The following is a 23099-nucleotide window of genomic DNA, read 5'->3' on the forward strand; positions in this document are numbered from 1 at the left end:
CGGCCCCGCGAGCCGCACAAGGGGACCAGGCCACGACCGCGAGGCCGGGCAGGAAGTGGTGGAGCGAGCTCCCGGAACCACCAGCAGCATGACATTGAGGAGATGGTGTAGCCGGGCATGGTCCCAGAACGCGCGGGTGTCTGCCCGGGGCGTGCATCCGCTGGCCGTGCGTGCTCCCAGAGCAAGGGCAGGCCATCGCGCAAGTCTCCCTGGTGAACGGGCAGTTCAACCGGAGGAGCACGCGATGGTCTTGTCCCAGTCTGAGCTGATGCGGCTGCTTGAGTCACTACGCAGGGCCGATGGAGTTGAAGCAATCAGGGTGGTGTGCGAGCGCATCCTGCAGGAGCTGATCGAGGCCGAGGCCACCGAGGTGATCGGTGCCGCGCCGGGCGAGCACTCCGAGACGCGCACGACCTGGCGCAACGGACACCGGGAGAGGCTGCTGACCACGCAGGCCGGCGACCTGGACCTGAAGATCCCGAAGTTGCGGACCGGGTCGTTCTTTCCCTCGTTGCTGGAACGCCGGCGGCGGATCGACCGGGCGCTGTTCGCCGTGGTGATGGAGGCATACGTGCACGGGGTCTCGACCCGCTCGGTCGATGACCTGGTCAAAGCACTCGGTGCGGACAGCGGGATCTCCAAGTCCGAGGTCTCCCGCATCTGCGGTGAGCTGGACGAGGAGCTGACCGCATTCAAGGAACGGCCGCTGGACCACACCGTCTTCCCCTGCGTCTTCCTGGGCGCCACCTACTGCAAGGCGCGGGTCAACCACCGGATCGTCTCGCAGGCCGTGGTCATCGCCACCGGGATCTCCGCCACCGGGCACCGCGAGATCCTGGGGCTGATGGTCGGCGACAGTGAGTCGAAGCCGCTTTGGACGAAGTTCCTGCGCAGCCTGCGGGCCAGCGGCCTGGACAACGTCCAGCTGGTCATCTCCGACAGCCACAGCGGCCTGGTGGCCGCGATCCGCACCGTTTTCCTCGCCGCGGCCTGGCAACGGTGCCGGGTTCAGTGCGCCGAGGTTGGACGAGGCTGTAGCCGCTGGTCTTCCTGGGCTCGCCTGCTTCGCTCCTCAGCGCGCCACCCGCGGCTTTGAGGAGCGGCGGGTGGCGGCTGGACTGTGCGCTCTCCGGCTACCTCAGGGCGAGCGACCCTGGAGACGGCTCGCTCATGGGCTTCAGCCTGGTAGCGAGGGCCGACCTGCCGTCACTCCCCGGTGACGCCTTCCACGCTTCCGCCCGACCCGCCGCGCCCCACGAACACCTCTGCCCACCGGCTGGTCCCGCCGGAGTGCACTCGCACGCCGCACCGAACCGACAGCGTGGTGACGATGCCAAGACCTCGGCCGTGCTCGTCCGGGTCACAGGCAGCTGTCGGCACTTGTGCCGGAGCCGCAGGTCCGGTGTCGGTCACCTCGACGCGTACGACGCCGCGCTGGTCCACCGGGCCCCGCGTCAGCCTCAGCGTCGCCGGCGGCAGGGCGTGCACGATCGCATTGGTGAGCAGTTCCGAGACCACCAGGAGCACGTCTTCGAGGACGTCGCCCGCCAGCGTCCAATCGGTGAGGACCGCGCGTACATGTCGACGTAGCGATGAGACCGCCCCCGCGGCGTGCGGCACCGGAAGGATGTGTTCCACCTCCCCGCGAGGCGCGGTGCCGAGCTGCGCCATGATCATGGGCCCTCCTCAGGCAAGCGTTGCCCGGCCGGGAGCCGAGCGTCATGACACGCTAAGGAGGGAAATGGGGCCGGTCAACGAACAGCGGTCGGCATTACCGAACGGGGGTCTAAATTGGGGTGAAATCGGACTACTATCGCTTCATGGCCGGCCCGGTCCAGTCCATAGAACGGGCGGCAGCGATCTTGCGTCTGCTCGCCGGCGGTTCCCGGCGGCTGGGCCTCGGTGAGGTGGCGTCGTCCCTCGGGCTGGCCAAGGGCACAGCCCACGGGATTCTGCGCACGCTGCAACACGTGGACTTCGTGGAGCAGGACCCGGCGACCGGGAAATACCAGCTCGGCGGGGCGCTGTTGCACCTCGGCACCAGTTACCTCGACGTCAATGAACTGCGTTCGCGCTCCCTCAACTGGGCCGACGCCCTGGCCGGCCGCAGTGGGGAGACGGTCCGCCTGGGCACGCCGCTGGAGGGCAGAGTGCTCGTCATCCACCACGTGTTCCGGCCGGACGACACCCTCCAGACCCTGGACGTGGGCGCACTGCTGCCGCTGCACGCCTCCTCGCTTGGCAAGGTCCTGCTGGCCTTCGGCACCGCGCCGGTCGCCCCCCTGCTGGAGACCGAACTGGAGGCCTACACCCGGCACACCCTGGTCCTCCGGGACGACCTCAACCGGGCGCTCGACGAGATCCGGGACCTCGGCTGGGGCGCCGAGGTGCAGGAATTGAGCATGGGCGAAGCCGGAATCGCCGCACCGATCCGGGGGCAGGGCGGTCTCGTGGTGGGCGCGATCGGCGTCTCCGGCCCCGTCGAGCGGATCTGCGACACCAAAGGCCGGCCTCAGCCGGCCCTGATCACCTTGCTGCGGGAAGCGGCACGGGCGATCTCCAGAGACCTGGGCGCGGCCCGCTGGTAGGTCCCAACGCCTGAGCGACCCATCGGAAAGCAGGCCCGATCATGGTTGAACGGTATGTGATGTCCATCGACCAGGGCACCACCTCCACACGATGCATTCTGTTCGACCACAGCGGACGGCTGGTGTCGGTCGCCCAGCGGGAGCATCAGCAGTACTTCCCCCGGCCCGGGTGGGTCGAGCACGACGCCGTCGAGATCTGGCGCAATCTCCAGCGCATCGTGCCCGAGGCACTGTCGAACGCCGGCCTGGACCCCGGACAGATCTCCGCCGTCGGCATCGCCAACCAGCGGGAGACGACCGTGCTGTGGGACCGGCGGACCGGCGTTCCGCTGGGCAGGGCGATCGTCTGGCAGGACACCCGCACCGCGCCGCTCGTGGAGGACCTGAGGATCCAGCCTGGGAACGATTTCTTCCTCGAACGCTGCTGTCTGCCTCCCTCGACCTACTTCTCCGCACCCCGTATCCGCTGGCTGTTCGACCACGTCCCCGGGCTGGAGCAGCGCGCCCGGGACGGCGAGGTGCTGTTCGGCACGATGGAGAGCTGGCTGATCTGGAATCTCACCGGCGGTACGGACGGCGGACTGCACATCACCGACGCCACCAATGCCAGCCGTACGATGCTCATCGACATCCGCACGCTGACCTGGGATGACGTGTTGATGGAGTTCTTCGGGGTCCCGCGTGCGATGCTGCCGGAGATCCGCTCCTCGGCCGAGAGCTACGGCGAGGCCCGCACTGTGCTGCCGGGCGTGCGCATCGCGGCGGCCCTGGGCGACCAGCAGGCGGCTCTGTTCGGACAGACCTGTTTCTCGCCCGGCGAGGCGAAATGCACGTACGGGACCGGCAGCTTCCTGATGATGAACACCGGTACCGACCTCGTACGGTCCCGGCACGGGCTGCTCACCACCGTCGCGTACAAGATAGCCAAGCAGCCCACGGTCTACGCCCTGGAGGGCCCGATCGCCGTCACCGGTTCGCTGGTCCAGTGGTTCCGTGACCGCCTGGGCCTGATCAACAGCGCACCCGAGATCGAAACCCTGGCGCGCACGGTCGAGGACAACGGCGGCTGCTACATCGTCCCCGCCTTCTCCGGCCTGTTCGCACCCCACTGGCGCAGCGACGCCCGAGGCGTCATCGTCGGGCTCACCTCCTACATCACCAAGGGGCATTTGGCCCGAGCCGTCCTGGAGGCCACCGCCTGGCAGACACGAGAGGTCGTCGACGCCATGAACGCCGACTCCGCGCTCGCCCTGAAGGAGCTCAAGGTGGACGGAGGCATGACGTCCGACCACTTGCTCATGCAGTTCCTGGCCGACGTGCTCGACGTGCCCGTGGTCCGGCCCCTGGTCGCCGAGACGGTGTCCCTGGGCGCGGCCTACGCCGCCGGCCTCGCCGTGGGCTACTGGCCGGATCTGGCTATCCTGCGCCGTAACTGGCACCGGGCCGCCCAGTGGCTGCCGGACATGGACCCCGAACGGCGCGACTGGGAGTACGACTGCTGGCAGCGAGCCGTTCAGCGGTCCCTTGGATGGATCCGACCGCCGAGACGCTCGTGACGTCTCCCCCCTTCCGCGGCCGGCCCCTGCTCATGCCCGCCCATGTACCTCCTGCGAGCGTCGTGCCAGTGCGTCGATGACGATCGCCGCGAACAGCACCCCGCCCGTGATCATGAACTGGCGGCACGGGAGCCTCGTGCGTTTCGCATCCCACCAGCGTCACCCGATCAGTGGCCCCACTGAAAATGCTCATTGATAGCCGCAGGTCGCCGTCTGTCGTTGCGTCGTAGGTGGCCATCTTGGGGTGCGCGGAAGGCTTCGGATCGATCCGCAGGTAGTGGCAAGGGGTGACGGGAAGCTCGTTTGCCGTCACCCTTCCCGCGCCGCCTACGAGGACCGGGCCGCAGCCGGATCACTGGCGTCCGGGCCGCGGCCGGGTCGTTGCTGTGAGGTCACCGCAGGTCGCGGAAGAACTCCCTGACATCGCGGGTGAGCAGGTCGGGGGCCTCCAGGGCCACCCACGGGATGGATCGCTCGGACATACGGCAGGACGTGCTCGAAGGAGCAGCCTGCTTCCTGGGCGCATGCCTGTAGACGCTGATCCACGTTCGGTAGAACGCCGTTTCTCCTGTGAACGAAGACCTGGCCCTCCCAAAAGGTCAGGCAGGCCAGCACCCAGCTTCACAGCCGCAGCCTGTAATTCGATGGCGGGCACCGTACCGACACCCCACAGGGCGGCGTCGGCGGCCGACCGGCTCGGCCGCTCACGCCGACGGGCTGCGTCGGCTCCGACGCCATCCGGGATCAAACCGCGGGGGCGGCTGGGCGGGAGGATGGCCGGCACGATGCCGCGAGCGCGAATCTGGTTGATCGTATGCGATCGCCGTGAATGCGTGTTGGAGTCCGGCGGCCGTGGCCGTCGGCAACTTCCGTACCTGAACATCGACAGCGCTCCCACCGGCGGCTCAGGTCTGGCCGGTCTGCCGGTGGGGCAGAAAACCTGTGATCGGCTGTAATCGCGCCGGGGCGCTGGACACAAACAGTCTGCGAGCATCATCGGAAGGGGAGGCCGTGTGGGTGAGATCGCAGACGAGTGGTCTCGGTTCGAGGCGGTGTACCGCGACTCGTACCACGCCGTGGTCCGGTACTTGAGGCGCAGGCTGGCACCGGACCTGGTTGACGACGCGGCTTCGGAGGTCTTCACGATTGCCTGGGAGCGCTGGTCGACACGGCGGGGCGCCGCTCTGCCGTGGCTGTACGGCATCGCCCGGCGGGTCGCCGCAAACGCGCGGCGATCCCAGGGGCGGGCTGACCGGCTGGCAGGTCGGCTGCGTGATGAGGAGGACGCCCATGGTGGCGAACCGGGCGCGGACGCCGAGGTCCTGGAGCGTATGGGGGCTGCCCGGGTACTTGAGCGGCTACCCGAGCGGGACCGTGAGGTGCTGATGCTGGTCTCGTGGGACGGCCTGCCTCCGTATGAGGCCGCCCATGCGCTCGGGTGCAGCAAAGCCGCCTTCACCGTGCGTCTGCACAGGGCCCGGCGGAGGCTGGAGCGCGAGCTCGCGAGGGAGATACCGGCGGTGGCCGGCCATGGCTCTGTAGCGGAGAGGACAGCGACGTGAAGCGAGACGTGGAGCGGGTGCGAGCACTGCTCACCACAGCCAACGATCCGGCGGGCGGACCCATGGACGATGCCGGTACCCTCCTGACGCCGCGTGCGGAACACACGCTCCATGCGCTACGCCAGTCCCGGCGCCCGCGGCGAGTCCGTGTGGGACGACGGCAACTTCTCGCGGGGGCAGGCCTTGTGGCCGTCGGCGCGGTGGTGGCCGTCGGCGGCGGCACCCTCGTCCCGGACACCGCGGCACCGGCACCGGTCGCCTACACGCCGCCTGTGCTGTCCCTGCATCCCGTTGAAGGGCAGTCGGCGCGCGCGTTCCTCCTTGCGTTCGCGCAGCGCGTCGAAGCGCTCGAACCCGAGGAAGCGCAGGGTGTGTACCAGTACTCGAAGACGTGGGGATGGTGGCTCGACACTGCGGGGGACGTTCCAGGGGGCGTGGCGAACGCAGCCGTTCCGACGGTGATTGAGTCATGGGTGGACAAGGACGGTTCAGGACGGCAGCGCAGCGCGTACGGCGAACCGCTCTACCCCAACCCGGAGCAGCGCAGGGACGCCGAGGAAGCCGGGCTGGTCGCCGACACAGGAGTCGAGGACCGGAGCTTCGGGCCCGGGAAGTTCCCTGCGCCGGAGGGCGGTGACTGGGGCACGGTCGCACCCTTCTCAACCGATCCCCGAGCGCTCGCACGCCAGTTGACCAAGGTCAACTGGGAGGGCGGGATGATCGTCCACGGAGTGCGTGACATGCTCACCTACGCGGGCAAGACCGGCGCCGTCGATCCGCGTCTGCGCGCCGCCGCCCTGCAGGTCCTCGCCGACAGCACTGGCGTGACCGTGGCGACCACCACGACCTGGAACGGACGGCGCGCGGTCGCGGTGTCGCAGAGCGAGACGCTCGACGGCAGCACGCAGCGGGAAACCGTGCTGTTCGATCCAGAGACGGGCTACCCGGTGGGCACGGAGTCGGCCCTGCTCGGACACGCGCGGCACCTCAACGTCTCAGTCCCCGCCACCCTCGCCGTGACCGAGACGCTCGACCGGAGCAGCGTCTCCACGACCGGCGAAAGGCCGTGAACGATGCCGGAAAGGAAGTACGACAGGCCCTCCGACCTGGAAGCGATCCGGCTGCCCGGACCGACGAAGAGCGACGTGGACGGAGCACGGGACCAGTTCGTCCGGCACATCCGTGACGGCCTGGCCGCGGGCCTCTACGCCTTCGGCGACGTGCTGCCCACCATTACCGAGGTGCGGCACCAGTACGGATTGCAGGAAGAGGACGTACACCGTGCGATCCGCGAACTGCGCAGGACCGAGCATGTGCAACTGCACGACAACTACCTGGACACCTACGTCCTCGATCCCGGCCCTGCCCATCTCGCAGGCGAACCGCGAGAGAACCTCGCCGAGCGTGTGACCAGGCTGGAAGCGATGTACCGCGACCTGGCCGCACGCGTCGAGGCGATCGAGGCGCCGCCCTCTCGGCCCTGACAGGCCAAAGGACAAGAACTGCGGGGCGCCCCGGTCCAACCCGGGGCGCCCCGTGGGCCATCACGATCAGTGCAGTGCTGGCGCGCTCCGCTAGATCCGGCAGGCCCTGAAACTACTGGCCTTGTTGTCGTGGAAGGAGTCCACCCGGCTCACCTTGGTCCACGGCTGTTCCCGCCACAGTGTGTCGACGAACCACCCGTCGAAGACGGTCACCCTTATCCCCACATTGTCGACGTTCCTGGTCGTGTTCACCCACCCCGTGGTCTTGTTGTCGAAGCCGTAGTCGGTGAACCGGATTCCCGTTTGGCAGTGCGCCCAGTTCCACTGCAATCGGCGCCCCTCGAAGCCCGCGTACTGGTAGAAGCAGTACCAGCGGTTGTCGTCGGCACCGGCCGGACAGTCCTCCCAGTCGACTTGCGGTTCCACGTCGCTCGTCGAGCTGAGCCCCTCGGCGTTCCGCGCTGCTGGGCTGGAGGGCGGAGCCTTGGTCTCCCCAGGAAGGGGGAAGACCAAAATGGGCTCGCCACCGTTCCAGGAGACCTCGTTGGCGCTGATCTGTACGCCCCCGTTGCCGGTCTCGGCGAGGGTCGCGTCAATCTCCGCCTGCAGCTCCTGCCGCTCGTCGGTCGACAGGGCACGCACTTCTGGCCGGTTGTCGGTAGCTGCGACCGCCGGGAGAACCGGGCGTGGCTGTGCCTGGGCCGGTGTACCACCCATGATTGCCGTGGCGAGGAGGACCACTGCCCCCGCGACCGTTGATGCCGTACGGATCGAACGTCTCGTGTGCATCTTTCCTCTTGGTGATTGGCGTGCGTTGGTCAGTCACACAGGCGTCACACTAGGCACAGAAATACGAACAGACGTCTGAAACGGAGGTGGTGGCGGGAACTGGCTGCACGGCCGCAGGCCTCGGAATAACGCCGTCCGTTTTGAACCGAAACGGTCGGAGAGGGCTAGCCTGCAGCGATCACTGCCCGGCTGGGCGGAATCCCTTCCTCGATGGCCTGACGCCTCGGGTCTGTTCACACCCGGCTCGACCGAAAACAGGCCTCACTGGCCGTTGCTGTTTCGGCTGTGGAACATGCGGATCGAACGTCCACCCCGAGATCGGGTGATCATCGGGCACAACTCGCATACGGACAGGGCCTCTTGGTAGTCACCCCCGGGCCCTGTCAGCCCCGCCCCGTGCTCGGGAAAATCGGGGCTGGTGCCCGTCCGGAGGACGTCGAGAGAGCTCGCGTTCCGCGCCGCCGGCCGGCTCGGACTGCGGGAAGCCCTGCAGGCCAGCGCGTCGCGTACCTACCCGCCCCGCTGGCCGAACGGCTCCGCAGCACCGCGAGCAAACTCCGGCAGCACGCCGCGCGACACCACCAGCGCATCACTGCCCAAGATGGAGACGCCCTGTGAGCCCCGCTCTGGACGAACGCGAGCGCATCCGCTCCGCCATGAACCGCATCCTCACCGGCACCGCCCAGCACACCAACGGAGCCCTGACCATCGTCGCCCTTGCCCAGGAAGCCGACGTCCCCCGCAACACACTCACCCAACGCCATCCGGATCTGAAGAACGATTTCTACGCCATGGTCCGCCCGAAGGCCCAACCTGCCAAAGCCGAAACGCAGCTACGCAAACAAGTCGTGAAACTCAAGGAACTCCGCGCAGCAGACAAGGACGAGCTCACCGAACTCCGCGCCGACCGCGAAGCCCTCATCCGCGTCGTCCACCAGCTGACCCTGGAGAACCGGCAGCTCCGCCAGCAGCCCACGGCCCCTGCCCCCGTCGTCCGTATCCTGCCCACCCAGCCCCAACCACCCGTCGCCTGAGGATCGGGCAGCGCACATCACCGCCATCAACCGATGGCCCCCAACCGGTGAGGGCGGGCAGAGCCCGCCCTCACACCAGCTTCGAACACCTCCACGGCTCCGGAGCCGTGTACTTCAGAGGCTTGGTTTCCGCGCCGGAGCGCCTCAACCCCTGGTCAGGGTGCGCCCGAGAAGGGGCAGCAGGCGGTCCCAGTGGCGCTGCATTGCGGCGGGGTTGAAGGCATCGGTGTCAGACATGGTGAAGCCGTGAACGGTGCCGGGATAGATCTCGGAGGTGTAGCCGACACCCGCCGCATCCAGGGCCTTGTTGAGCTCGCCGAGAGCCTCGGACGTCAAGTCGCTCTCGGCATGGCCGAAGTGGACCTCGGCGGAGAGCTTGGAAAGGCTGTCGGGTCCGTCGACTCCCACCGGGCCGTGAAATGCGGCGAGAGCGGCCACCTGGCCGGGGTGGGCCGCGGCGGTACGCGTCGCCAAGAGGCCACCGATGCAATAGCCGGTCACCGCGACCGGTCCGGCGCTGACCTCAGGCTGAGCAGTGAGGAACCTGAGGTAGGCGTCAGCGTCTCGCAGGACACGGTCGGCGGTGTGCGCCTCGATCAAGGGCATCAGCTGAGCGAAGACCGCGGGCCGGGCCTCTTCTCCGATGTGCTCGGGAAGTTCAATCACCGGTGCCGTGCCGTGCCGGTAGAAGAGGTTGGGGACGAGTACGTAGTACCCGTGCCCGGCCAGTTCGCGGGCCATCTCCCGCAGCACGGGCCGGATGCCGAAGCCGTCCGCGTACATCAGCACCCCTGGGTGCTGCTCGCCGTGGACGGGGAAAGCGGCAAAAGCATCGGCCTGGCCGTCCGCGGTGGGAATCTGCAGCGTCTTGGTGGGCATGAATTCTCCTGTCGTGGTTGATGTGTCGAGCCTGTGATCAACACGACGGAGGCGGAGCCCGCGCGGCAGCGCACGATCCTCGATCGAACAGCGGGCCCGCACTGGCCCGTACGGCGCTCAGAAGGGCACCGGGTCACCAATCCGTGTGTGGCGCAATGCCGTCCCGGTAGTCATGTCTGCAACATAGCCCACCCGACGAAGCCGCCGCCAACACCGTCAAACCACAATGCAGTTCGCAAGAATGATCTCGGCCAACACCTCGCTCCCGAACCGCTCGACGCGCTGCCCGTGGCACCCATTCCGATCTTGAAGCTGCACGGTCCTCACTGCACGGAGCGTTTTCAGCGTTGTCTGTCCAGGGTGAGGACGGCCTTGGTGCTGACGGTCATGTGGTTGGGGCTGATGCGGGATCTGCGGAAGATCTGCCAGGACTTCAGCCGTGCCATGGCGCGTTCGACGGGCGCTCGGGCCCGGGCGAGTGCGCGGTTGACGGTGCGCTGGGTCGGGGTGAGTTCCCCGCCGGGTGGCCGCTTGAGGCCGGTGGTGACCCAGGAGCCGGCTCGCGTGCAGGCGCGGTCGGCGAGGACGGGGACGCCCTGGCGTTCGCAGATCCGAATAATGCGGTGGGTGCGGGCCGCGGTCAGGTCGTGGGTGCGTCCCGGCAGCGCGGGCGAGAGCCACAGCAGGTTCCCGTCCGGGTCGGTGACGGCCTGGACATTCACGCCGTGCCGGCGGTGCTTGGCCGAATAGTCCGCGCGGCTTGTCGGGGCAGAAGGCGAAGTGCTCGGCGGCAACGGACAGGGCGTCCTCACGCCGGCTCGGGGGTGTGGCGACGCTGAGGTGGAGGGTGCTGAATCCGATGCCGACGACGCGTACCCCGAAGCGGTCTTCCCAGTCGCGGACGACGGCGGAGAAGGTGGCTGTGTCGTTGTCATAGTTGACGGGGCCGGTCCAGCCGACGGCGGCGAGGGCCTCGGCGCCGCGGGGTGCTGCGACAAGCCCCAGGCGTACATGCGGGTTCTGGGCCAGGAAGGCTCGCGCGTACTGCTCGGCCATCTGCTCAGGGTCCGCGGAGGGCGCCGGAGCGGGTGCGGGACCGGGCCAGGTCTGGCCGAAGGGGGCGGTGACGGCCAGGCGTTCGTCGGTGCTGAGCTGGTCGTCGTCCTCGTAAGCCGTCCAGACGGACCCGCAGTCGACTGCCGAGGTGCCCTCGCAAGCCCCGAGCCCGTCGCAGGACGGCGGCCTGACCGCCGTCCCCGAGCTGCGGATCTCCTTCACGCTCCCCAGCCAGGACATCGGCCCGATCGACGCCAGGGTCGCCGACCGGGGCGGCTACTGGTCCGCGAACGCCGTGAACCTGCCCATCCCCGGAACCTGGACCATGCGGGCGACGGTACGGGTCCGACATCGACCAGGTGACCAAGGAGGTGACCGTATGGATCGCGAAGTGAGCGGTTATGTACGTTCGGTCAGCCGGGAGCCTTGCGGAGTGCGGCGATACAGCACTGCCCGCCCGGAGCGGGCGCGTGCGACGAGGCCCGCCTTGTGCAGGATGCCCAGGTGGTACGAGACCGTGGCGGGGCTGAGGAAGTGATGTGCCGCCAGTTGCGCGGTGGAGGCGGGCCGGGCGAGCGCTGCGAGGAGTCCGGCGCGGGTGGGGCCGAGCAGACGGGCCAGTTCGGCGGAGGGCGCGCTGGACGGCGCGGTCCCGCGGTCGCGGCGGACGGGGTACGTCACTATCGGGGGCCGGCTCCCGCCCTTGACGGGGTCCACGGCGACCGCCGGCCCGGGCGCCACCAGTGAGGGCACCACGACCACCAGGGGCGCGGGCAGCGCCACCGAGAACCGGCTGTCGATGCGGAGTGTGGCTTCGGTCCAGCGGATGCCCGGGTGGAGCGAGTTGAAGAGACCGGCCGCGCCGCGTCGGGCCAGCGCCCCGGCGCACCGGTCGACTTCCGCCTCCAGGGCGGCCTGTGCGGCCTCCCAGTGCGGGGCGAAGGCGAGGTCCCAGTAGCGCCGCAGTTCCGCCGCGGCCTGCCGGGCGACGTATGTACCGCCACGGTCCATCAACCGCCGTACCTCGGGCGGCAGTTCGGCTCCCGCGAGGCCGTTGCGGGGGCGGCCGTGGCGCAGCGCCTCGAGCTCGCCGAGGACGCGCTCGGGCGGGGTGGCGCGGACGCGGTCCAGTTCCTCCTCGACGGTGGGGGAGGGGCCGGCGGGGTGCGGGCTGAGGAAGTCGGGGACGTAGCCGCCGCCGTCGAGCGCGAGCGCGCCGAGCAGGGGCAGCCGGGCCCGCCGCAGGACGCGCCGGGCGCGGGCGACCCAGGGATCGGCGTCGTCGGCCGGCCGCAGGCCCCAGGGCAGCAGGGTGGCGGTGACCTCATGCAGGGGTGAGACGGCGAAGCGGGAGCGGGCGAGACCCGCGGCGTCGACGGTGAGCTGGATCATGGGCTTCCCCCTGTCCCCGGGTCTCCTGACCCTTCGAAGCTGTTCGAATCGTGACACGAACGCTCGCGGCGCAGGGTGCCCTCGGCGCAGTCTGATGGCGGACGTAGCGGAGGGGACCGGAGCGGGGGGAGAGGACGTGCCGGGGATACGGGGGAAGAGCGGGACAAGGGGAATCCGGCGGCGGGGAGCACGGACGACGGCCGTGGCGGCCGCCGCCTTCGGTGCCCTGCTGCTGTCGGGCACCTGTACGTCGGCCGCCCAGGACCGGCAGGCCGCGGCGCCGACCGGGGGGAGCGGGGGACCCCCGTCGGCCGAAGGGAGTGGGGGACTCCCGGCAGCCGGGGAGAGCGGGGGACTCTCCGGCGCCGTGGCCTGCCCCGGTCTGGACGGTTTCACCTGCGCCACCCTGACAGTCCCGCTCGACCACAGCGGCCGCGCCCCTGGCCGGCTCGGTCTGAAGGTGGCGATGGCGGACAACGCCAAGGCCCCGCGGGGCGTCCTGCTCTTCCTGACGGGCGGCCCGGGCCAGCCGGGCGTGCCGTACGTGGCACGCCTGCGCCAGAAGCTGGCCCCGGTGCTGAAGGACTACCGCCTGGTCATGGTCGACCAGCGAGGTACAGGCGGCGGCGCCCTGCAATGCCCGGATCTGCAGCGGCAGATGGGCTCGTCCGACCTCACCCCGCCCACCGAGCAGGCGGTCACGGACTGCGCGACGGCTCTCGGCCCCGACCGCCGCTACTACGGCACGAACGACACGGTCGCGGACCTGGAACTGCTCCGCCGGGCACTGGGCGCGCGGAAGATGACCCTCGACGGCGTCTCCTACGGCACGTACACCGCCGAGCGCTACGCCCTCGCGCACCCCGGTCACGTGGCCCGCCTGGTCCTGGACTCGGTGGTCCCGCAGACGGGCTACGACCCCATGGACCGCGCGGCCCTGCGTGCTGCGCCGCGGGTGCTGACCCAGGCGTGCGAGGCGATCGCCTGTACGACGGACCCGGCGGCGGATCTGGCCGAGGTCGTCGACACGTACGACAACGGCGTGGACGTCCTGGACGCGCTGACGACCTGGGGGTTCGTGGACCCGGACTACCGGGCGATGATCGAGGCCCTGCACGAGGCGGCGAACGGCGATCCGGCCCCCCTCCGGCGCCTGATCACCGGCACTCGCCAGGGCAGCGCGGCGACCGCGGAGGAGCTGAGCCAGGGACTGCACGCGGCGACCCTGTGCCTGGACGGCCGCTACCCGTGGGGGCGTTCGGACGCACCGGTGGCGGGCCGCGCGGACGCCCTGGCCAAGGCCGCCGCGCGGCTGACGCCCGCCGACTACGGTCCCTTCGACGCCGCCACGGCGACCGGCAACGGCTCGATGCTCAGCTGCCTTTACTGGCCCAGCACCCCGGCACCCCCGCTGCCTTCAGCCCACCGCCGCCTTCCGGCCGTACCGGTGCTGCTCCTGGGCGGCGACCGTGACCTGTCGACCCCGGTGGAATGGCTCTACGACCAGAAGAGGCTGACCCCACGAGCCCGTGTGGTGGTGGTCCCGGGCGCCGCGCACTCGGTACAGAGCCGGGCGACGAGTGACGTGGGCCGCGAGGCGGTGCACGACTTCCTGCTGGGACGCTGAGGGCAGGCCGGCAGCGCGGCTGCCGGCCGACCTCGTTCTTGAGCGGCCGTACGCGATCTCGGGGCGCTCGCCACGATGGCCTTCGCGACCGCTACCCGGTCGTCTTCACGCACGGCTGGGGTCCCGGCAGGTAGTTGTGCGCCCACCGCCCGAGTTCTTTCAGCGCGGGCCCCAGTGCGGCTCCCGCCTCCGTCAGCCGGTACGTCATCCGCAGCGGCGGGCCCTCGTCGACCTCGCGCAGCACGAGTCCCGCGGCGCCGAGTTCGGCGATTGGCATGCTTGGTGCTCGTCATGAGTGGGAATCCGGCGCTGCTACTGACACCGTGCAATGTTGGATTTACGAAGTAGCTCTCCTTCTAGGCATATTGATGCCGTCTTCGTTGGGAAGATGGCTGCTTGTGTGCTGCTGAGGACCGAACGGTTGAGGTTGCATGTCTGGCGAGTTCGTCCGGGCGGATGAGGGGATGAGTCGAGGGAACATCCCTGCGGCTGCCGGGAACAGGCCGCCGCCATGTGCTCGGCGACATTGAGGGGACCGACCATCCCCGCCCGCGGGGATGGTCCCTGCTTGATCTGCCCGAACTTCTGCTGGAGTCCGTGCTTCCCGCGCGCCCGCGGGGATGGTCCTGCATTCTCCGCAGCGAACTCGTGGCAGCCGAAGAAGTAGCCGGCCGAAGTCCGTGCGGCCCCAGGGGCCCTTCAGGCTGCCATCAGTGCCGCCAGGGCGCGGTCCATTGCGGCGTTGAATTCTTCCGGTGTCAGCGGCAGACGGGACTTGACGTCCCGGCTCCACTGGTCGGCGAGGACCTCGGCGGAGCCCGTCTCGACACCGTCGAGCGCCGCGTCGGCCAGGTCCGACGGAGCGATCTTGTCCACGGGCCAGCCCGCTGCCATGTCGGTGTCGGCCAGGCCGAGGTGTACCGCTGTGACGAGCGTGCCCTGCTCGGCGAGCTCCAGGCGGACACCGTTGGTCATGGCCCAGGCGGCGGCCTTGGTCAGGTGGTAGGCATTGGCGCCCTTGACCCCGAACCACGACATGGCGGAGAGGACGTTGACGATTGCGCCCCCGCCGTTGTTGGCGAGCGCCGGCGCGAACTCCCGGATCATTCCCAGGTGGCCGAACAGGTTGGTTTCCAGCTCGTGCCGCACTGCGTCCAGCGAACCGGTCACCAGGTCGGTCCCCGTATTGATTCCCGCGTTGTTGATGAGGAGCGAAACGTCCGGGGCGGCCTCGGCGGCGGCCTTCACGGATGCGGGATCGGTGATGTCGAGGGGCAGTACCTCGACCCCGGGCAGGTCCACGGTCTGCGGTCGGCGGGCCGTCGCGTAGACCTTGCGGGCGCCCCGTTCGAGCAGGCGCTGGGAGAAGGCGCGGCCCAGGCCGCGGTTGGCTCCGGTGACAAGGGCGACGGAGTTGTTGATATCCATGGCCGGTACGCTAAAACCTGACGCTAGCGTCAGAGGCAAGTGCTGGTCGTCAGGGCCAGGGGTGAGAGGAATCACCATGACTGTCACAGTGGCCGCGGCCGAGCGGTTGATCCGCATCGGCGAGGTGGCACGAGGTGCCGGCGTCTCAGTGCGCGCCGTGCGCTACTACGAGCAGCAAGGGCTGCTCGTCGCGGAGCGCAGCCCGTCCGGTCAGCGCCTGTACCGGCAGGACGCCATCGCCCTGGTCCGCTTCTTCCAGCAGATGTTTGCCGTCGGCCTCACCAGCCGAAGGATCGCCGAACTCCTGCCGTGCTGGGACTCCGGGCACACCGACGCCGAGCAACGAGCCATGCTGCGAGCCGAACGCGAGCGCATCCAGGCCAAGATCGACGACTTGCAGGCCGCCCTGGACCACCTCGACGAGGTCATCGCGATCACGGACACGCACCCGTAGGCGCGGTCGGCCAGACGTCTCTTCAGCGATCTGACCTTGCTGTCTTGGTTGGGGCGATGAGGAGTGGTTGAGGGGGAACTGTTGTCGGGCGGCCGATGTGATTTTCGGTGTTCGGGCAGGGCGGAGACCAGCGTTGTGGTCTGGTTCTCCAGGGTCTTTGCGGTCGTAGGCCGTCAGGGTTTGCCGGTCAGCTGGCAGGACGGTGTAGTGCGGCCATGCGAGGGAAGGCCTTGACCCCTGATGTTGGACACGCGAGACACTGGATCCTTAAGGATCTGAGAACGGACATCTCGTGGTCATGAAGAACTGTCCGCCGCAGTTCAAGGCGGACGCGGTCGCGCTGTACCAGTCGCGGCCCGGGGCAACGATCAGGTCGGTTGCCGCCGATCTGGGGATCAAGAACTGATGACGTTCGGCGGTCAGCCCGCCCCCTTTTGGATACCGCGTGCCTCCGGTGATACCGGGGCCGACGGCCAGCGGTCAGCCCCTAGGACACCACGAGTTCAACCTCAGTAGAGGGTGTCTGAAAAGCTGGTCAGCGGGCTGGTCTTGCGAGGCGGCGCAGAAGGATCAGGGCCATGGCGAGGTAGATGGCGTTCTCCGAATTGACGCGCAGGTACTCGTAGTCCTTCGAGAGACGGCGGCAGCGCCCCAGCCAGGCAAACGACCGTTCTACCACCCAACGGCGCGGGACAACCGTGAAGTTGGGCACCTCCCACGGTGGCGTTTCCGCCCGAGCCCAGGTGGAGCGGAAGCCGCCGTCGCGGCGCGCCCATGTGAACTGGGCACTCATCACCATGATGATCCGGCGCCTGACCCGCAAGAACCCCCGAACGGGCCAGTGGACACGGAAGGCACCGGCCGCCGGCTGACGAGGGTCGTTCTACTCGTTGGCTCCAACACCTCGTCCGCCCCGCGCCGGCGCCGCTTCTTGTTGTCCCGGTCGTGCATGGCCTCGATGAGGTCGTTGGAAGGCGTGCGGCCCTCGGCCTGGGCAAGCGCCTTGAACTTGTCGCGTGGTGGTTTGGACGGGCGGAGCCTGACTCGCGTCGGCGACGTCCACAGCTCCGGTGTCGGTGATCAGGTGCAGATCTCCGGTCATGTCGGCGGGGCGCATCAGGCTTTCTTCGTGGGTTCGTGGTGGGCGCGGCCGGTCAGTACGGCCGCGGTCTGGGTGAGGTGCTGGGTCAGTACCTCGGCCGCGGTGTCGGCGTCGCGGGCCAGCGCCGCCTCCTCCAGTCGGCGGTGCTCGCCGACGTGGTCCCGGTCGGGGTTGTGGTGCGCCGACCAGCGGCGGGCGAGTTCACTCGCGGTCCACATCCGGTCGAAGGTCTCCAGCAGCACGGGGTTGCCGCACCCCTCCAGCAGGGTGCGGTGGAAGACCCGGTGTGCTTCGGACCACGCGCTGCTGTAGTAGTCGCCCTCCTCGGGCTCGTACGCGGGGGTGCGGGCCAGACGGTGGTGGGCGGCTCGTACGCGGGCCTCCCAGTCGACGTCCCCGCGCTCGACGGACATGCGCAGCAGGACCGGTTCGATGGTCCGGCGAGCCTCCGCGATCTCCTGCCAGCGGCGGTCGGAGAAGGCGGGGACGGCGAACCCGCGGTTGGCCAGCCGGTCGGCGAGACCCTCGCCGACCACCCGAACGAGCGCCTCACGCACGACGGCCAGGCTCACGCCCTGTTCCTTGGCGAGCTCCTGCGGTTTGAGGGCGTCACCGGGGGCGTGGTCTCCGCGCATGATCGCGTCCCGAATGTGTGCGTATACCTGCTCGGAGAGCATCTGCTTCCCCGGCGGCGAGGTCGAGGTGTGGGCCGTCTCGGTCATGCCCTCAGCATAGACGATTCCAGAGATAATCGATTATCTGTGTTATCGTCGATTTAGAGCTGGTGAGGAGCGACGGACGTATCCCTATGCGGGCCTGCGTCGGCCGCATCACCGGCACCCACCCCAGAGCACAGTCCTGAAAGGAACGACGCGATGAGCGCCAACGACCCCTTCGCCCGCCTCCCCGAGGCGGCCTCCTTCACCGTTACCAGCGCCACCGTCACCGACGGTGCCGCCTGGTCGCCCGAGCAGTTCTCCGGCATCTTCGGCGTCCCCGGCGGGAAGGACGTCTCGCCGCAGCTGTCCTGGAGCGGCGCCCCGGAAGGCACCAAGAGCTACGCCGTCACCGTCTACGACCCCGATGCCCCCACCGGGTCCGGGTTCTGGCACTGGGCGGTCGCCGACATCCCCGCCACCGTCACCGAACTGCCCGAAGGCGCCGGCGACGACACCGGCTCGGGCCTGCCCGAGGGCGCCTTCCAGCTGCCGGGCGACGCCCGCGCCGCCCGCTTCATCGGCGCCGCCCCGCCGGCCGGGCACGGCCCGCACCGCTACTTCGTCGTGGTGCACGCCCTCGGCGTCGAGTCCATCGGCGTCGCAGCCGACGCCACCCCTGCCGTCCTCGGCTTCACCATGGCCGGCCACATCCTCGGCCGCGCGGTCCTGACCGCCACCGCCGAGACCCGCGCCTGACCATCAGCATGTCCCGACTCATCGACACCACGGAGACGTATCTCCGCACCACGCTGGAGCTCGAGGAGGAAGGCACGGTCCCCCTGCGCGTCCGCATCGCCGAACGTCTGAACCAGAGCGGCCCCACCGTCAGCCAGACCGTGGCCCGGATGGAGCGCGATGGTCTGCTGCACGTCGCGCTCGACCGGCACCTGGAGTTGACGCCGGAGGGCCGCCGGCTCGCCACGCGCGTGTTGCGCAAGCACCGGCTCGCGGAGTGCCTGCTCGTCGACGTGATCGGGCTGGAGTGGGAACAGGTGCATGCCGAAGCCTGCCGCTGGGAGCACGTGATGAGCGAGGCCGTGGAGCGGCGCGTGCTCAAACTGCTCAACCACCCCACCGAGTCGCCGTACGGCAACCCGATCCCGGGCCTTCAGGAACTCGGCGAGAAGAGCACCGTGGATCCGTTCCCCGACGAAAGCATGGTCAGACTCAGCGACCTCAAGCCCGGGCCGAACGGCGCGAGCGCGGTCGTACGGCGCATAAGGGAGCTGATCCAAACCGACCCCCAACTGATGTACACCCTGCGGCACGCCGGGGTGCAGCCCGGCGCGGTCGTGACCGTGACGTCATTGCCCGGCGGCGTGATAGTCGGCAACGGCGGGGAGGCCGCCGAACTCACCACGCAGACTGCCGCGCACGTCTTTGTGACCAAACGCTGAGCCCAGCCGGGTGCCGGCCCGTTGCCGTGGCCCGTGCAGGCACGAGGATGGCCCTCGACCACGATCGTGGTCGAGGGCCATCCTCGTTGATTCAGCGGAAGGTGTACATGAGGTTGCCCCGCAGGTGACGGCCGGCCAGTTCTCCCCGGGCTGCCGGGACCTCGTCGACGACGCGTGCATTCTGGACAGCGAATGCACGCACCAACCGGGCCCACGATCACTCAACGAGCCGGGTTGAAAAGCACCTACTCAGCACCGCCGCCGACCTCCTCTTCGACCACCGCCGGGCCTGGACCGGCGGCGGCAAGTGGCTGCCCCGCCGTCTGTTGCAGGCCGACCCCGAGCGCGGAGCGCTCCTCGGCGGCTACCGCCGCCTCTGTGAGAGAGGCGAGCCGCAGGGCTTCGCCGACGCCGCCGCAGAGATCCTCGCTCTCGCGGGCGGCCCTCTTCGCGAGGGCTACGCCCGAAGCTGGCGCGCCGCCCTGTGACGACCGCAGGCTGTCAATCCCCTCGAACTGTGGAGGCCTTCCTGTGCAGCCAGTTCCTCGGTGAGGCCGGCCCGGTAGCCGTGTTCGTAGTCGATCGGGCTCTGAGGCCGCACACGCTGTGTAGCCGACGGCCGTTGTAGAAGCCGGCGATCCAGGTCGCGATCCGGAGGCGGGCTTCGGTGCGGGTGGTGAAGGTGTGCCGGTGGACGTACGCGGCCTTCCGCACGCTGCTGAACGCCTCGCTGACGGCATGGTCGAAGCACGAGCCGACCCGGCCCATGGACGGGAAGACACCAGCCGAAGCCCTCAACGAGCATCTGCTATCGGCCCAGGAAGCCGGTGTTGCGACGACCGGTTGAGTCCAGGCTCGCCGGCGCGGTCGTGTGGAAAATGACGCCGCGCACGTCGCCGCCGCCGGGTTGTCCCGGCCGCGTGCGGGGCGGCGACGACCTGGCCACGGTCATGTCTGCGCACCAGACGAGGTCAGGTGCCTCGGCGGTGAAGTCCCTCCGCACGAAGTCCGGGGCGGCCGGCCGTTTCCCCGGGGTCAGTCCCCGCCGTCTGCGCACCTTCCGCGCGACCAGGCCTGTCGCCAGGCCCGCGACTGGAGCCAGGTCGAGCGGGCCGAGCGCCTCGTGCAGGCCCGCGCCGATGGGCCGGCGTCGGTCCTCGACGCCGCCCGGCAGATCCGCACTGCCCCAGGACGACGTCGCTGGCGCGCTGGGCATCAGCCGCAGCCTCTACGCCGCCGTCGAGCAGGGTAAGCGGGCGGCGAGCGCCCGAGACGACCGCGCTCGCCGCGGCTGTGCACACCTCGGTCGACCAGGTCCGCCGGGCGCTGCCGCCGTCGCCGGCGTGATGGCTCAGCCGTCGCCGGGGCCGAGGAAGAGCGTTGACGCGGAGTGGGAAGTGGTCAGGGCCGGCGGCCCGAGCTTGGGCACCGCGGCCCCTTTGCCGTCCGGGCGCGAGAGGTACAGAGGTTGTGGCCTGTCCAGTGCGACGCAGGTCAGCGGCGGGGTAGCACGCCCAGGAGGGTTGCGGTCAGGGCCAGCTTCAAGGAGTCCTTCAGCTCCAAATGGAAGCGGGCCAGGTCGGGCTCGGCCTGGTAGGCCGCCTGCAGGCTGGGTGGGGGTGTGCTGTACGCCGACAGCGCGCCGGCCATGACCATGGTTTGCAGGCTGAACAGTGTTGCGTTCTCGCCCAGCTCCGGCAGGTACTTCAGGAGCAGGGCGGTCATGGTTGTCAGGCGGTCCAGGGAGGCGCGCTTGTAGCGGGCTACGACCTCGACGGAGACGTTGTGTTCCAGGACGCTGCCCTGTGCGCCGAAGAGGTCGCACAGCACCACTCGGCTGGAGAGTGAGCGGCTGAGGATCTCGGCCACCGCTGCCGCTCGCTCGGCCATGGGTAGATTTTTGTCGATGCCGGCCGCCAACTCGCCTGCCAGTTCCGTCAGCCACTCCTGCAGGAAGTGGTCCAGCAGTTCCAGCAGCACCGCCTCGCGAGACTCGAAGTAGCGCAGCACGTTCGGCTTCGCCAGGCCTACCCGGCGGCTGAGCTCGTTCAGGGTGACCGCGGCCACAGGCATCTCGTCGAGCATCGCGGACGCCGTGTCGAGGATCGCCCGTCGGCGCATCTCCCGCTGCTCTTCGGTTCGCGCCCGCTGGAAAGTCACGATCACCAGCCTAACTTAGGTACCTGCGGTACGTTGACAACGTACCGAAAGTACTTTAACGTCGATCGGCACAAGATACCTTCGGTATGTTAGTTAGTTGGGGGCCTGGCATGAGCAAGAAGTGGACGACGGCGAACATTCCGGACCAGCGCGGGCGGGTGGCCGTGGTGACCGGGGCCAACACCGGACTGGGGTACGAGACCGCCAAGGCGCTCGCCGAGCGCGGGGCGTCCGTGGTGCTCGCCGTGCGCAACGCAAAGAAGGGCGAACAGGCCGCCGCCCGCATGACCGGCGACGTGACCGTGCAGGCGCTGGACCTGACCTCGCTCGACTCCGTCCGGACCGCGGCGGCGGCGCTGCGGTCCCGGCTCGACCGGATCGACCTGCTGATCAACAACGCCGGCGTGATGTACACCCCGAAGCAGACCACCCGGGACGGCTTCGAGATGCAGTTCGCCACCAACCACCTCGGCCACTTCGCGCTCACCGGGCTGGTGCTGGACCTGATGCTGCCGGTGCCCGGCTCGCGCGTGGTGACGGTCAGCAGCACCGGCCACCGCATCCGGGCCGCGATCCACTTCGACGACCTGCAGTGGGAGCGGTCGTACAGCCGGGCCGCCGCCTATGGTCAGTCCAAGCTGGCCAACCTGATGTTCACCTACGAGCTGCAGCGCCGGCTCGCCACGCACGGCACCACCGTCGCGGTGGCCGCGCACCCCGGCATGTCCAGCACCGAGCTCGCCCGCAACATCCCCGCGGCCTTCCGGCTTCCGCTCACCTGGCTCGCGCCGCTGATCACCCAGAAGCCGGCGATGGGCGCGCTGCCGACCCTGCGCGCCGCCACCGACCCCGCCGCGCTCGGCGGCCAGTACTACGGTCCCGGCGGACGCAACGAGGTCATGGGCCACCCCCGGCTGGTCACCTCCAGCCCGGAGTCGTACGAGCTAGCCGTCCAACAACGGCTGTGGGCCGTGTCCGAAGACCTCACCGGGGTGAAGTTCCCCGTCGTTCAGTCCCGGCAGAACTCGTTTCCCTCCGGATCGGCCATCACGATGTAGCCCGCGCTGGTAGGAGGCGCCGGCTCGTCGCGGCGCAAGCGGGTGGCACCGAGACCGACGAGGCGCTCGCACTCCGCTTCGAGGGCAGCCATCCGCTCGTCGCCGTGCAGGCCGGGCGCGGTCCAGTCCGCGCGGCAGGACGGCGAGGGTGGCCCGCCCGGCCCGGGCGGCGGCCCGGTGGGCGGCTCGGGCAGTTCGATGTCCGGTGCCATCGACTGCGCAAGCCGTGCCTGCGCAGTCGTCACGGCGTCCGCGCTGCTGCGCAACCAGGTGCTGACGAACAGCTGCGCATAGCCCGCCGGGTCGGCGGCAACCGCCGTCGTGCGAACGGCGGCTGCGGGCTCGTCCGGGGTGGCCGCCTCGACGGTGGTCGGGGTGGAGGTGATGGCGACGCCCAGGGCGATCGGGCCGGCCGCGATGACGGTCCAGACCGCCAGGCGCGAAAGACGCACCCGGCGTCGCATCGCCTCCAGCCGGGCGCCTGCCGCCATCGGAGCAGCGGCCTCGTTCTCCGCGGCCTGGTTGCCAGGGGACATGGTTGAACTCCCAGGTCAGAACGGATGTTGCTGACCTTGAGAAATCCCGCCGCCCCCGACCAGACCACCGACCACGAAGCCCCGACCACGGTCACGATGGGGATACCAAGTCCGTGGTCGGGTCTGTGGTCGGCCCGACCACAGACCCGACCACGGGTCAGCCCACTGGCGACCGCTCACCCTGTCCGCCACAAGCCCGCGGCTGACGATCCCTGCGCCCTCGTGCTGCGCGGGCAACGGACCGGCAGCGGGTGCGCAGACAGAGCCTGTCCGGGCCA

The 23099-nt window shown here is 69.4% G+C and carries 21 protein-coding genes and 5 pseudogenes; 13 read left to right on the top strand and 13 right to left on the bottom strand.

Annotated features, from left to right (window positions below; all coding sequences use genetic code 11):
* Positions 1–244: 244 nt before the first annotated feature.
* Positions 245–1009, top strand: a pseudogene (locus tag OHT76_RS43595) (IS256 family transposase); the annotation flags it as partial.
* A gap of 197 nt (positions 1010–1206) precedes the next feature.
* On the opposite strand, the gene OHT76_RS43600 reads toward OHT76_RS43595, so the two are convergent.
* A complete protein-coding gene (locus OHT76_RS43600) occupies positions 1207–1677 on the bottom strand; it encodes an ATP-binding protein (RefSeq protein ID WP_328876385.1) in 471 nt (156 codons plus the stop codon).
* 143 nt (positions 1678–1820) lie between these two features.
* On the opposite strand from OHT76_RS43600, the gene OHT76_RS43605 reads away from it, so the two are divergent.
* From OHT76_RS43605 to OHT76_RS43625, 5 genes are all read left to right on the top strand, one after another.
* Complete coding sequence (locus OHT76_RS43605; protein ID WP_328876386.1) at positions 1821–2588, top strand: IclR family transcriptional regulator; 768 nt, start codon at positions 1821–1823, stop codon at positions 2586–2588.
* A gap of 41 nt (positions 2589–2629) precedes the next feature.
* Complete coding sequence (gene glpK, locus OHT76_RS43610; protein WP_328876387.1) at positions 2630–4144, top strand: glycerol kinase GlpK; 1515 nt, start codon at positions 2630–2632, stop codon at positions 4142–4144.
* Positions 4145–5157: 1013 nt separating this feature from the next.
* Positions 5158–5706 carry an RNA polymerase sigma factor gene (locus tag OHT76_RS43615; protein WP_328876388.1) on the top strand — a complete coding sequence of 183 codons (549 nt, stop codon included), beginning with the start codon at positions 5158–5160 and terminating at the stop codon, positions 5704–5706.
* A gap of 62 nt (positions 5707–5768) precedes the next feature.
* The gene (locus OHT76_RS43620) at positions 5769–6776 is read left to right on the top strand and encodes a CU044_5270 family protein (protein WP_328876762.1); all 1008 of its coding nucleotides are present in this window, start codon (positions 5769–5771) and stop codon (positions 6774–6776) included.
* Between the two features lie 3 nt (positions 6777–6779).
* Positions 6780–7190: a hypothetical protein gene (locus OHT76_RS43625; protein ID WP_328876389.1), complete on the top strand. Its 411-nt coding sequence runs from the start codon at positions 6780–6782 to the stop codon at positions 7188–7190.
* Between the two features lie 90 nt (positions 7191–7280).
* Here the strand turns inward: OHT76_RS43625 and OHT76_RS43630 are convergent, their stop codons facing one another.
* Entirely contained in the window at positions 7281–7979 is a 699-nt protein-coding gene (locus OHT76_RS43630; protein ID WP_328876390.1) for a peptidase inhibitor family I36 protein, read from the bottom strand.
* Positions 7980–8593: 614 nt separating this feature from the next.
* On the opposite strand from OHT76_RS43630, the gene OHT76_RS43635 reads away from it, so the two are divergent.
* Positions 8594–9013: a hypothetical protein gene (locus OHT76_RS43635; protein ID WP_328876391.1), complete on the top strand. Its 420-nt coding sequence runs from the start codon at positions 8594–8596 to the stop codon at positions 9011–9013.
* 144 nt (positions 9014–9157) lie between these two features.
* Here the strand turns inward: OHT76_RS43635 and OHT76_RS43640 are convergent, their stop codons facing one another.
* The 4 genes and pseudogenes from OHT76_RS43640 to OHT76_RS43660 form a co-directional block, all read right to left on the bottom strand.
* On the bottom strand, positions 9158–9892 hold the full coding sequence (locus tag OHT76_RS43640) for a dienelactone hydrolase family protein (RefSeq protein ID WP_328876392.1): 735 nt from the start codon (positions 9890–9892) through the stop codon (positions 9158–9160).
* 341 nt (positions 9893–10233) lie between these two features.
* A pseudogene (locus OHT76_RS43645) lies at positions 10234–10653 on the bottom strand (transposase family protein); the annotation flags it as partial.
* Positions 10654–10711: 58 nt separating this feature from the next.
* Positions 10712–11188, bottom strand: a pseudogene (locus tag OHT76_RS43650) (DUF4253 domain-containing protein); the annotation flags it as partial.
* A gap of 159 nt (positions 11189–11347) precedes the next feature.
* Complete coding sequence (locus tag OHT76_RS43660; protein WP_328876393.1) at positions 11348–12340, bottom strand: ArsR/SmtB family transcription factor; 993 nt, start codon at positions 12338–12340, stop codon at positions 11348–11350.
* Positions 12341–12542: 202 nt separating this feature from the next.
* Between OHT76_RS43660 and OHT76_RS43665 the strand changes: the two genes are divergently transcribed.
* Positions 12543–13967 (top strand): alpha/beta fold hydrolase, encoded by a 1425-nt coding sequence (locus tag OHT76_RS43665; RefSeq protein ID WP_328876394.1) that lies wholly within the window; start codon positions 12543–12545, stop codon positions 13965–13967.
* A gap of 91 nt (positions 13968–14058) precedes the next feature.
* Here OHT76_RS43665 and OHT76_RS43670 read toward each other — a convergent pair.
* Positions 14059–14238, bottom strand: a pseudogene (locus OHT76_RS43670) (winged helix-turn-helix transcriptional regulator); the annotation flags it as partial.
* Between the two features lie 428 nt (positions 14239–14666).
* A complete protein-coding gene (locus OHT76_RS43675) occupies positions 14667–15395 on the bottom strand; it encodes an SDR family oxidoreductase (RefSeq protein WP_328876395.1) in 729 nt (242 codons plus the stop codon).
* A gap of 76 nt (positions 15396–15471) precedes the next feature.
* Here OHT76_RS43675 and OHT76_RS43680 point away from each other — a divergent pair, with 76 nt between their 5' ends.
* The gene (locus tag OHT76_RS43680; RefSeq protein WP_328876396.1) at positions 15472–15849 is read left to right on the top strand and encodes a MerR family transcriptional regulator; all 378 of its coding nucleotides are present in this window, start codon (positions 15472–15474) and stop codon (positions 15847–15849) included.
* Positions 15850–16384: 535 nt separating this feature from the next.
* Here the strand turns inward: OHT76_RS43680 and OHT76_RS43690 are convergent.
* A pseudogene (locus OHT76_RS43690) lies at positions 16385–16552 on the bottom strand (transposase); the annotation flags it as partial.
* Positions 16553–16965: 413 nt separating this feature from the next.
* Positions 16966–17673: a GntR family transcriptional regulator gene (locus tag OHT76_RS43695; RefSeq protein WP_328876398.1), complete on the bottom strand. Its 708-nt coding sequence runs from the start codon at positions 17671–17673 to the stop codon at positions 16966–16968.
* A 153-nt stretch (positions 17674–17826) separates the two neighbouring features.
* Here OHT76_RS43695 and OHT76_RS43700 point away from each other — a divergent pair, with 153 nt between their 5' ends.
* From OHT76_RS43700 to OHT76_RS43710, 3 genes are all read left to right on the top strand, one after another.
* Entirely contained in the window at positions 17827–18366 is a 540-nt protein-coding gene (locus OHT76_RS43700) for a YbhB/YbcL family Raf kinase inhibitor-like protein (protein ID WP_328876399.1), read from the top strand.
* Positions 18367–18374: 8 nt separating this feature from the next.
* Complete coding sequence (locus OHT76_RS43705; protein WP_328876400.1) at positions 18375–19067, top strand: metal-dependent transcriptional regulator; 693 nt, start codon at positions 18375–18377, stop codon at positions 19065–19067.
* A 326-nt stretch (positions 19068–19393) separates the two neighbouring features.
* A complete protein-coding gene (locus OHT76_RS43710) occupies positions 19394–19555 on the top strand; it encodes a hypothetical protein (protein WP_328876401.1) in 162 nt (53 codons plus the stop codon).
* Positions 19556–19875: 320 nt separating this feature from the next.
* On the opposite strand, the gene OHT76_RS43715 is transcribed toward OHT76_RS43710, so the two are convergent.
* Entirely contained in the window at positions 19876–20283 is a 408-nt protein-coding gene (locus tag OHT76_RS43715; RefSeq protein WP_328876402.1) for a hypothetical protein, read from the bottom strand.
* A 278-nt stretch (positions 20284–20561) separates the two neighbouring features.
* Positions 20562–21227: a TetR/AcrR family transcriptional regulator gene (locus OHT76_RS43720; protein WP_328876763.1), complete on the bottom strand. Its 666-nt coding sequence runs from the start codon at positions 21225–21227 to the stop codon at positions 20562–20564.
* Between the two features lie 110 nt (positions 21228–21337).
* Here OHT76_RS43720 and OHT76_RS43725 point away from each other — a divergent pair, with 110 nt between their 5' ends.
* Positions 21338–22285: an SDR family NAD(P)-dependent oxidoreductase gene (locus tag OHT76_RS43725; protein ID WP_328876403.1), complete on the top strand. Its 948-nt coding sequence runs from the start codon at positions 21338–21340 to the stop codon at positions 22283–22285.
* Here the strand turns inward: OHT76_RS43725 and OHT76_RS43730 are convergent.
* Positions 22237–22821: a VOC family protein gene (locus OHT76_RS43730; RefSeq protein ID WP_328876404.1), complete on the bottom strand. Its 585-nt coding sequence runs from the start codon at positions 22819–22821 to the stop codon at positions 22237–22239. The genes OHT76_RS43725 and OHT76_RS43730 overlap by 49 nt on opposite strands.
* Positions 22822–23099: the final 278 nt, after the last annotated feature.

Source organism: Streptomyces sp. NBC_00287 (assembly GCF_036173105.1).
Taxonomy (GTDB): domain Bacteria; phylum Actinomycetota; class Actinomycetes; order Streptomycetales; family Streptomycetaceae; genus Streptomyces.

Excerpts from the sequence above, each read along its gene's own strand:
- OHT76_RS43600 (WP_328876385.1), bottom strand. The coding sequence starts at position 1,677 with ATGATCATGGCGCAGCTCGGCACCGCGCCTCGCGGGGAGGTGGAACAC.
- OHT76_RS43605 (WP_328876386.1), top strand. The coding sequence starts at position 1,821 with ATGGCCGGCCCGGTCCAGTCCATAGAACGGGCGGCAGCGATCTTGCGT.
- glpK (WP_328876387.1), top strand. The coding sequence starts at position 2,630 with ATGGTTGAACGGTATGTGATGTCCATCGACCAGGGCACCACCTCCACA.
- OHT76_RS43620 (WP_328876762.1), top strand. The coding sequence starts at position 5,769 with ATGGACGATGCCGGTACCCTCCTGACGCCGCGTGCGGAACACACGCTC.
- OHT76_RS43625 (WP_328876389.1), top strand. The coding sequence starts at position 6,780 with ATGCCGGAAAGGAAGTACGACAGGCCCTCCGACCTGGAAGCGATCCGG.
- OHT76_RS43630 (WP_328876390.1), bottom strand. The coding sequence starts at position 7,979 with ATGCACACGAGACGTTCGATCCGTACGGCATCAACGGTCGCGGGGGCA.
- OHT76_RS43640 (WP_328876392.1), bottom strand. The coding sequence starts at position 9,892 with ATGCCCACCAAGACGCTGCAGATTCCCACCGCGGACGGCCAGGCCGAT.
- OHT76_RS43660 (WP_328876393.1), bottom strand. The coding sequence starts at position 12,340 with ATGATCCAGCTCACCGTCGACGCCGCGGGTCTCGCCCGCTCCCGCTTC.
- OHT76_RS43675 (WP_328876395.1), bottom strand. The coding sequence starts at position 15,395 with ATGGATATCAACAACTCCGTCGCCCTTGTCACCGGAGCCAACCGCGGC.
- OHT76_RS43680 (WP_328876396.1), top strand. The coding sequence starts at position 15,472 with ATGACTGTCACAGTGGCCGCGGCCGAGCGGTTGATCCGCATCGGCGAG.
- OHT76_RS43695 (WP_328876398.1), bottom strand. The coding sequence starts at position 17,673 with ATGACCGAGACGGCCCACACCTCGACCTCGCCGCCGGGGAAGCAGATG.
- OHT76_RS43700 (WP_328876399.1), top strand. The coding sequence starts at position 17,827 with ATGAGCGCCAACGACCCCTTCGCCCGCCTCCCCGAGGCGGCCTCCTTC.
- OHT76_RS43705 (WP_328876400.1), top strand. The coding sequence starts at position 18,375 with ATGTCCCGACTCATCGACACCACGGAGACGTATCTCCGCACCACGCTG.
- OHT76_RS43715 (WP_328876402.1), bottom strand. The coding sequence starts at position 20,283 with ATGCCCAGCGCGCCAGCGACGTCGTCCTGGGGCAGTGCGGATCTGCCG.
- OHT76_RS43725 (WP_328876403.1), top strand. The coding sequence starts at position 21,338 with ATGAGCAAGAAGTGGACGACGGCGAACATTCCGGACCAGCGCGGGCGG.
- OHT76_RS43730 (WP_328876404.1), bottom strand. The coding sequence starts at position 22,821 with ATGTCCCCTGGCAACCAGGCCGCGGAGAACGAGGCCGCTGCTCCGATG.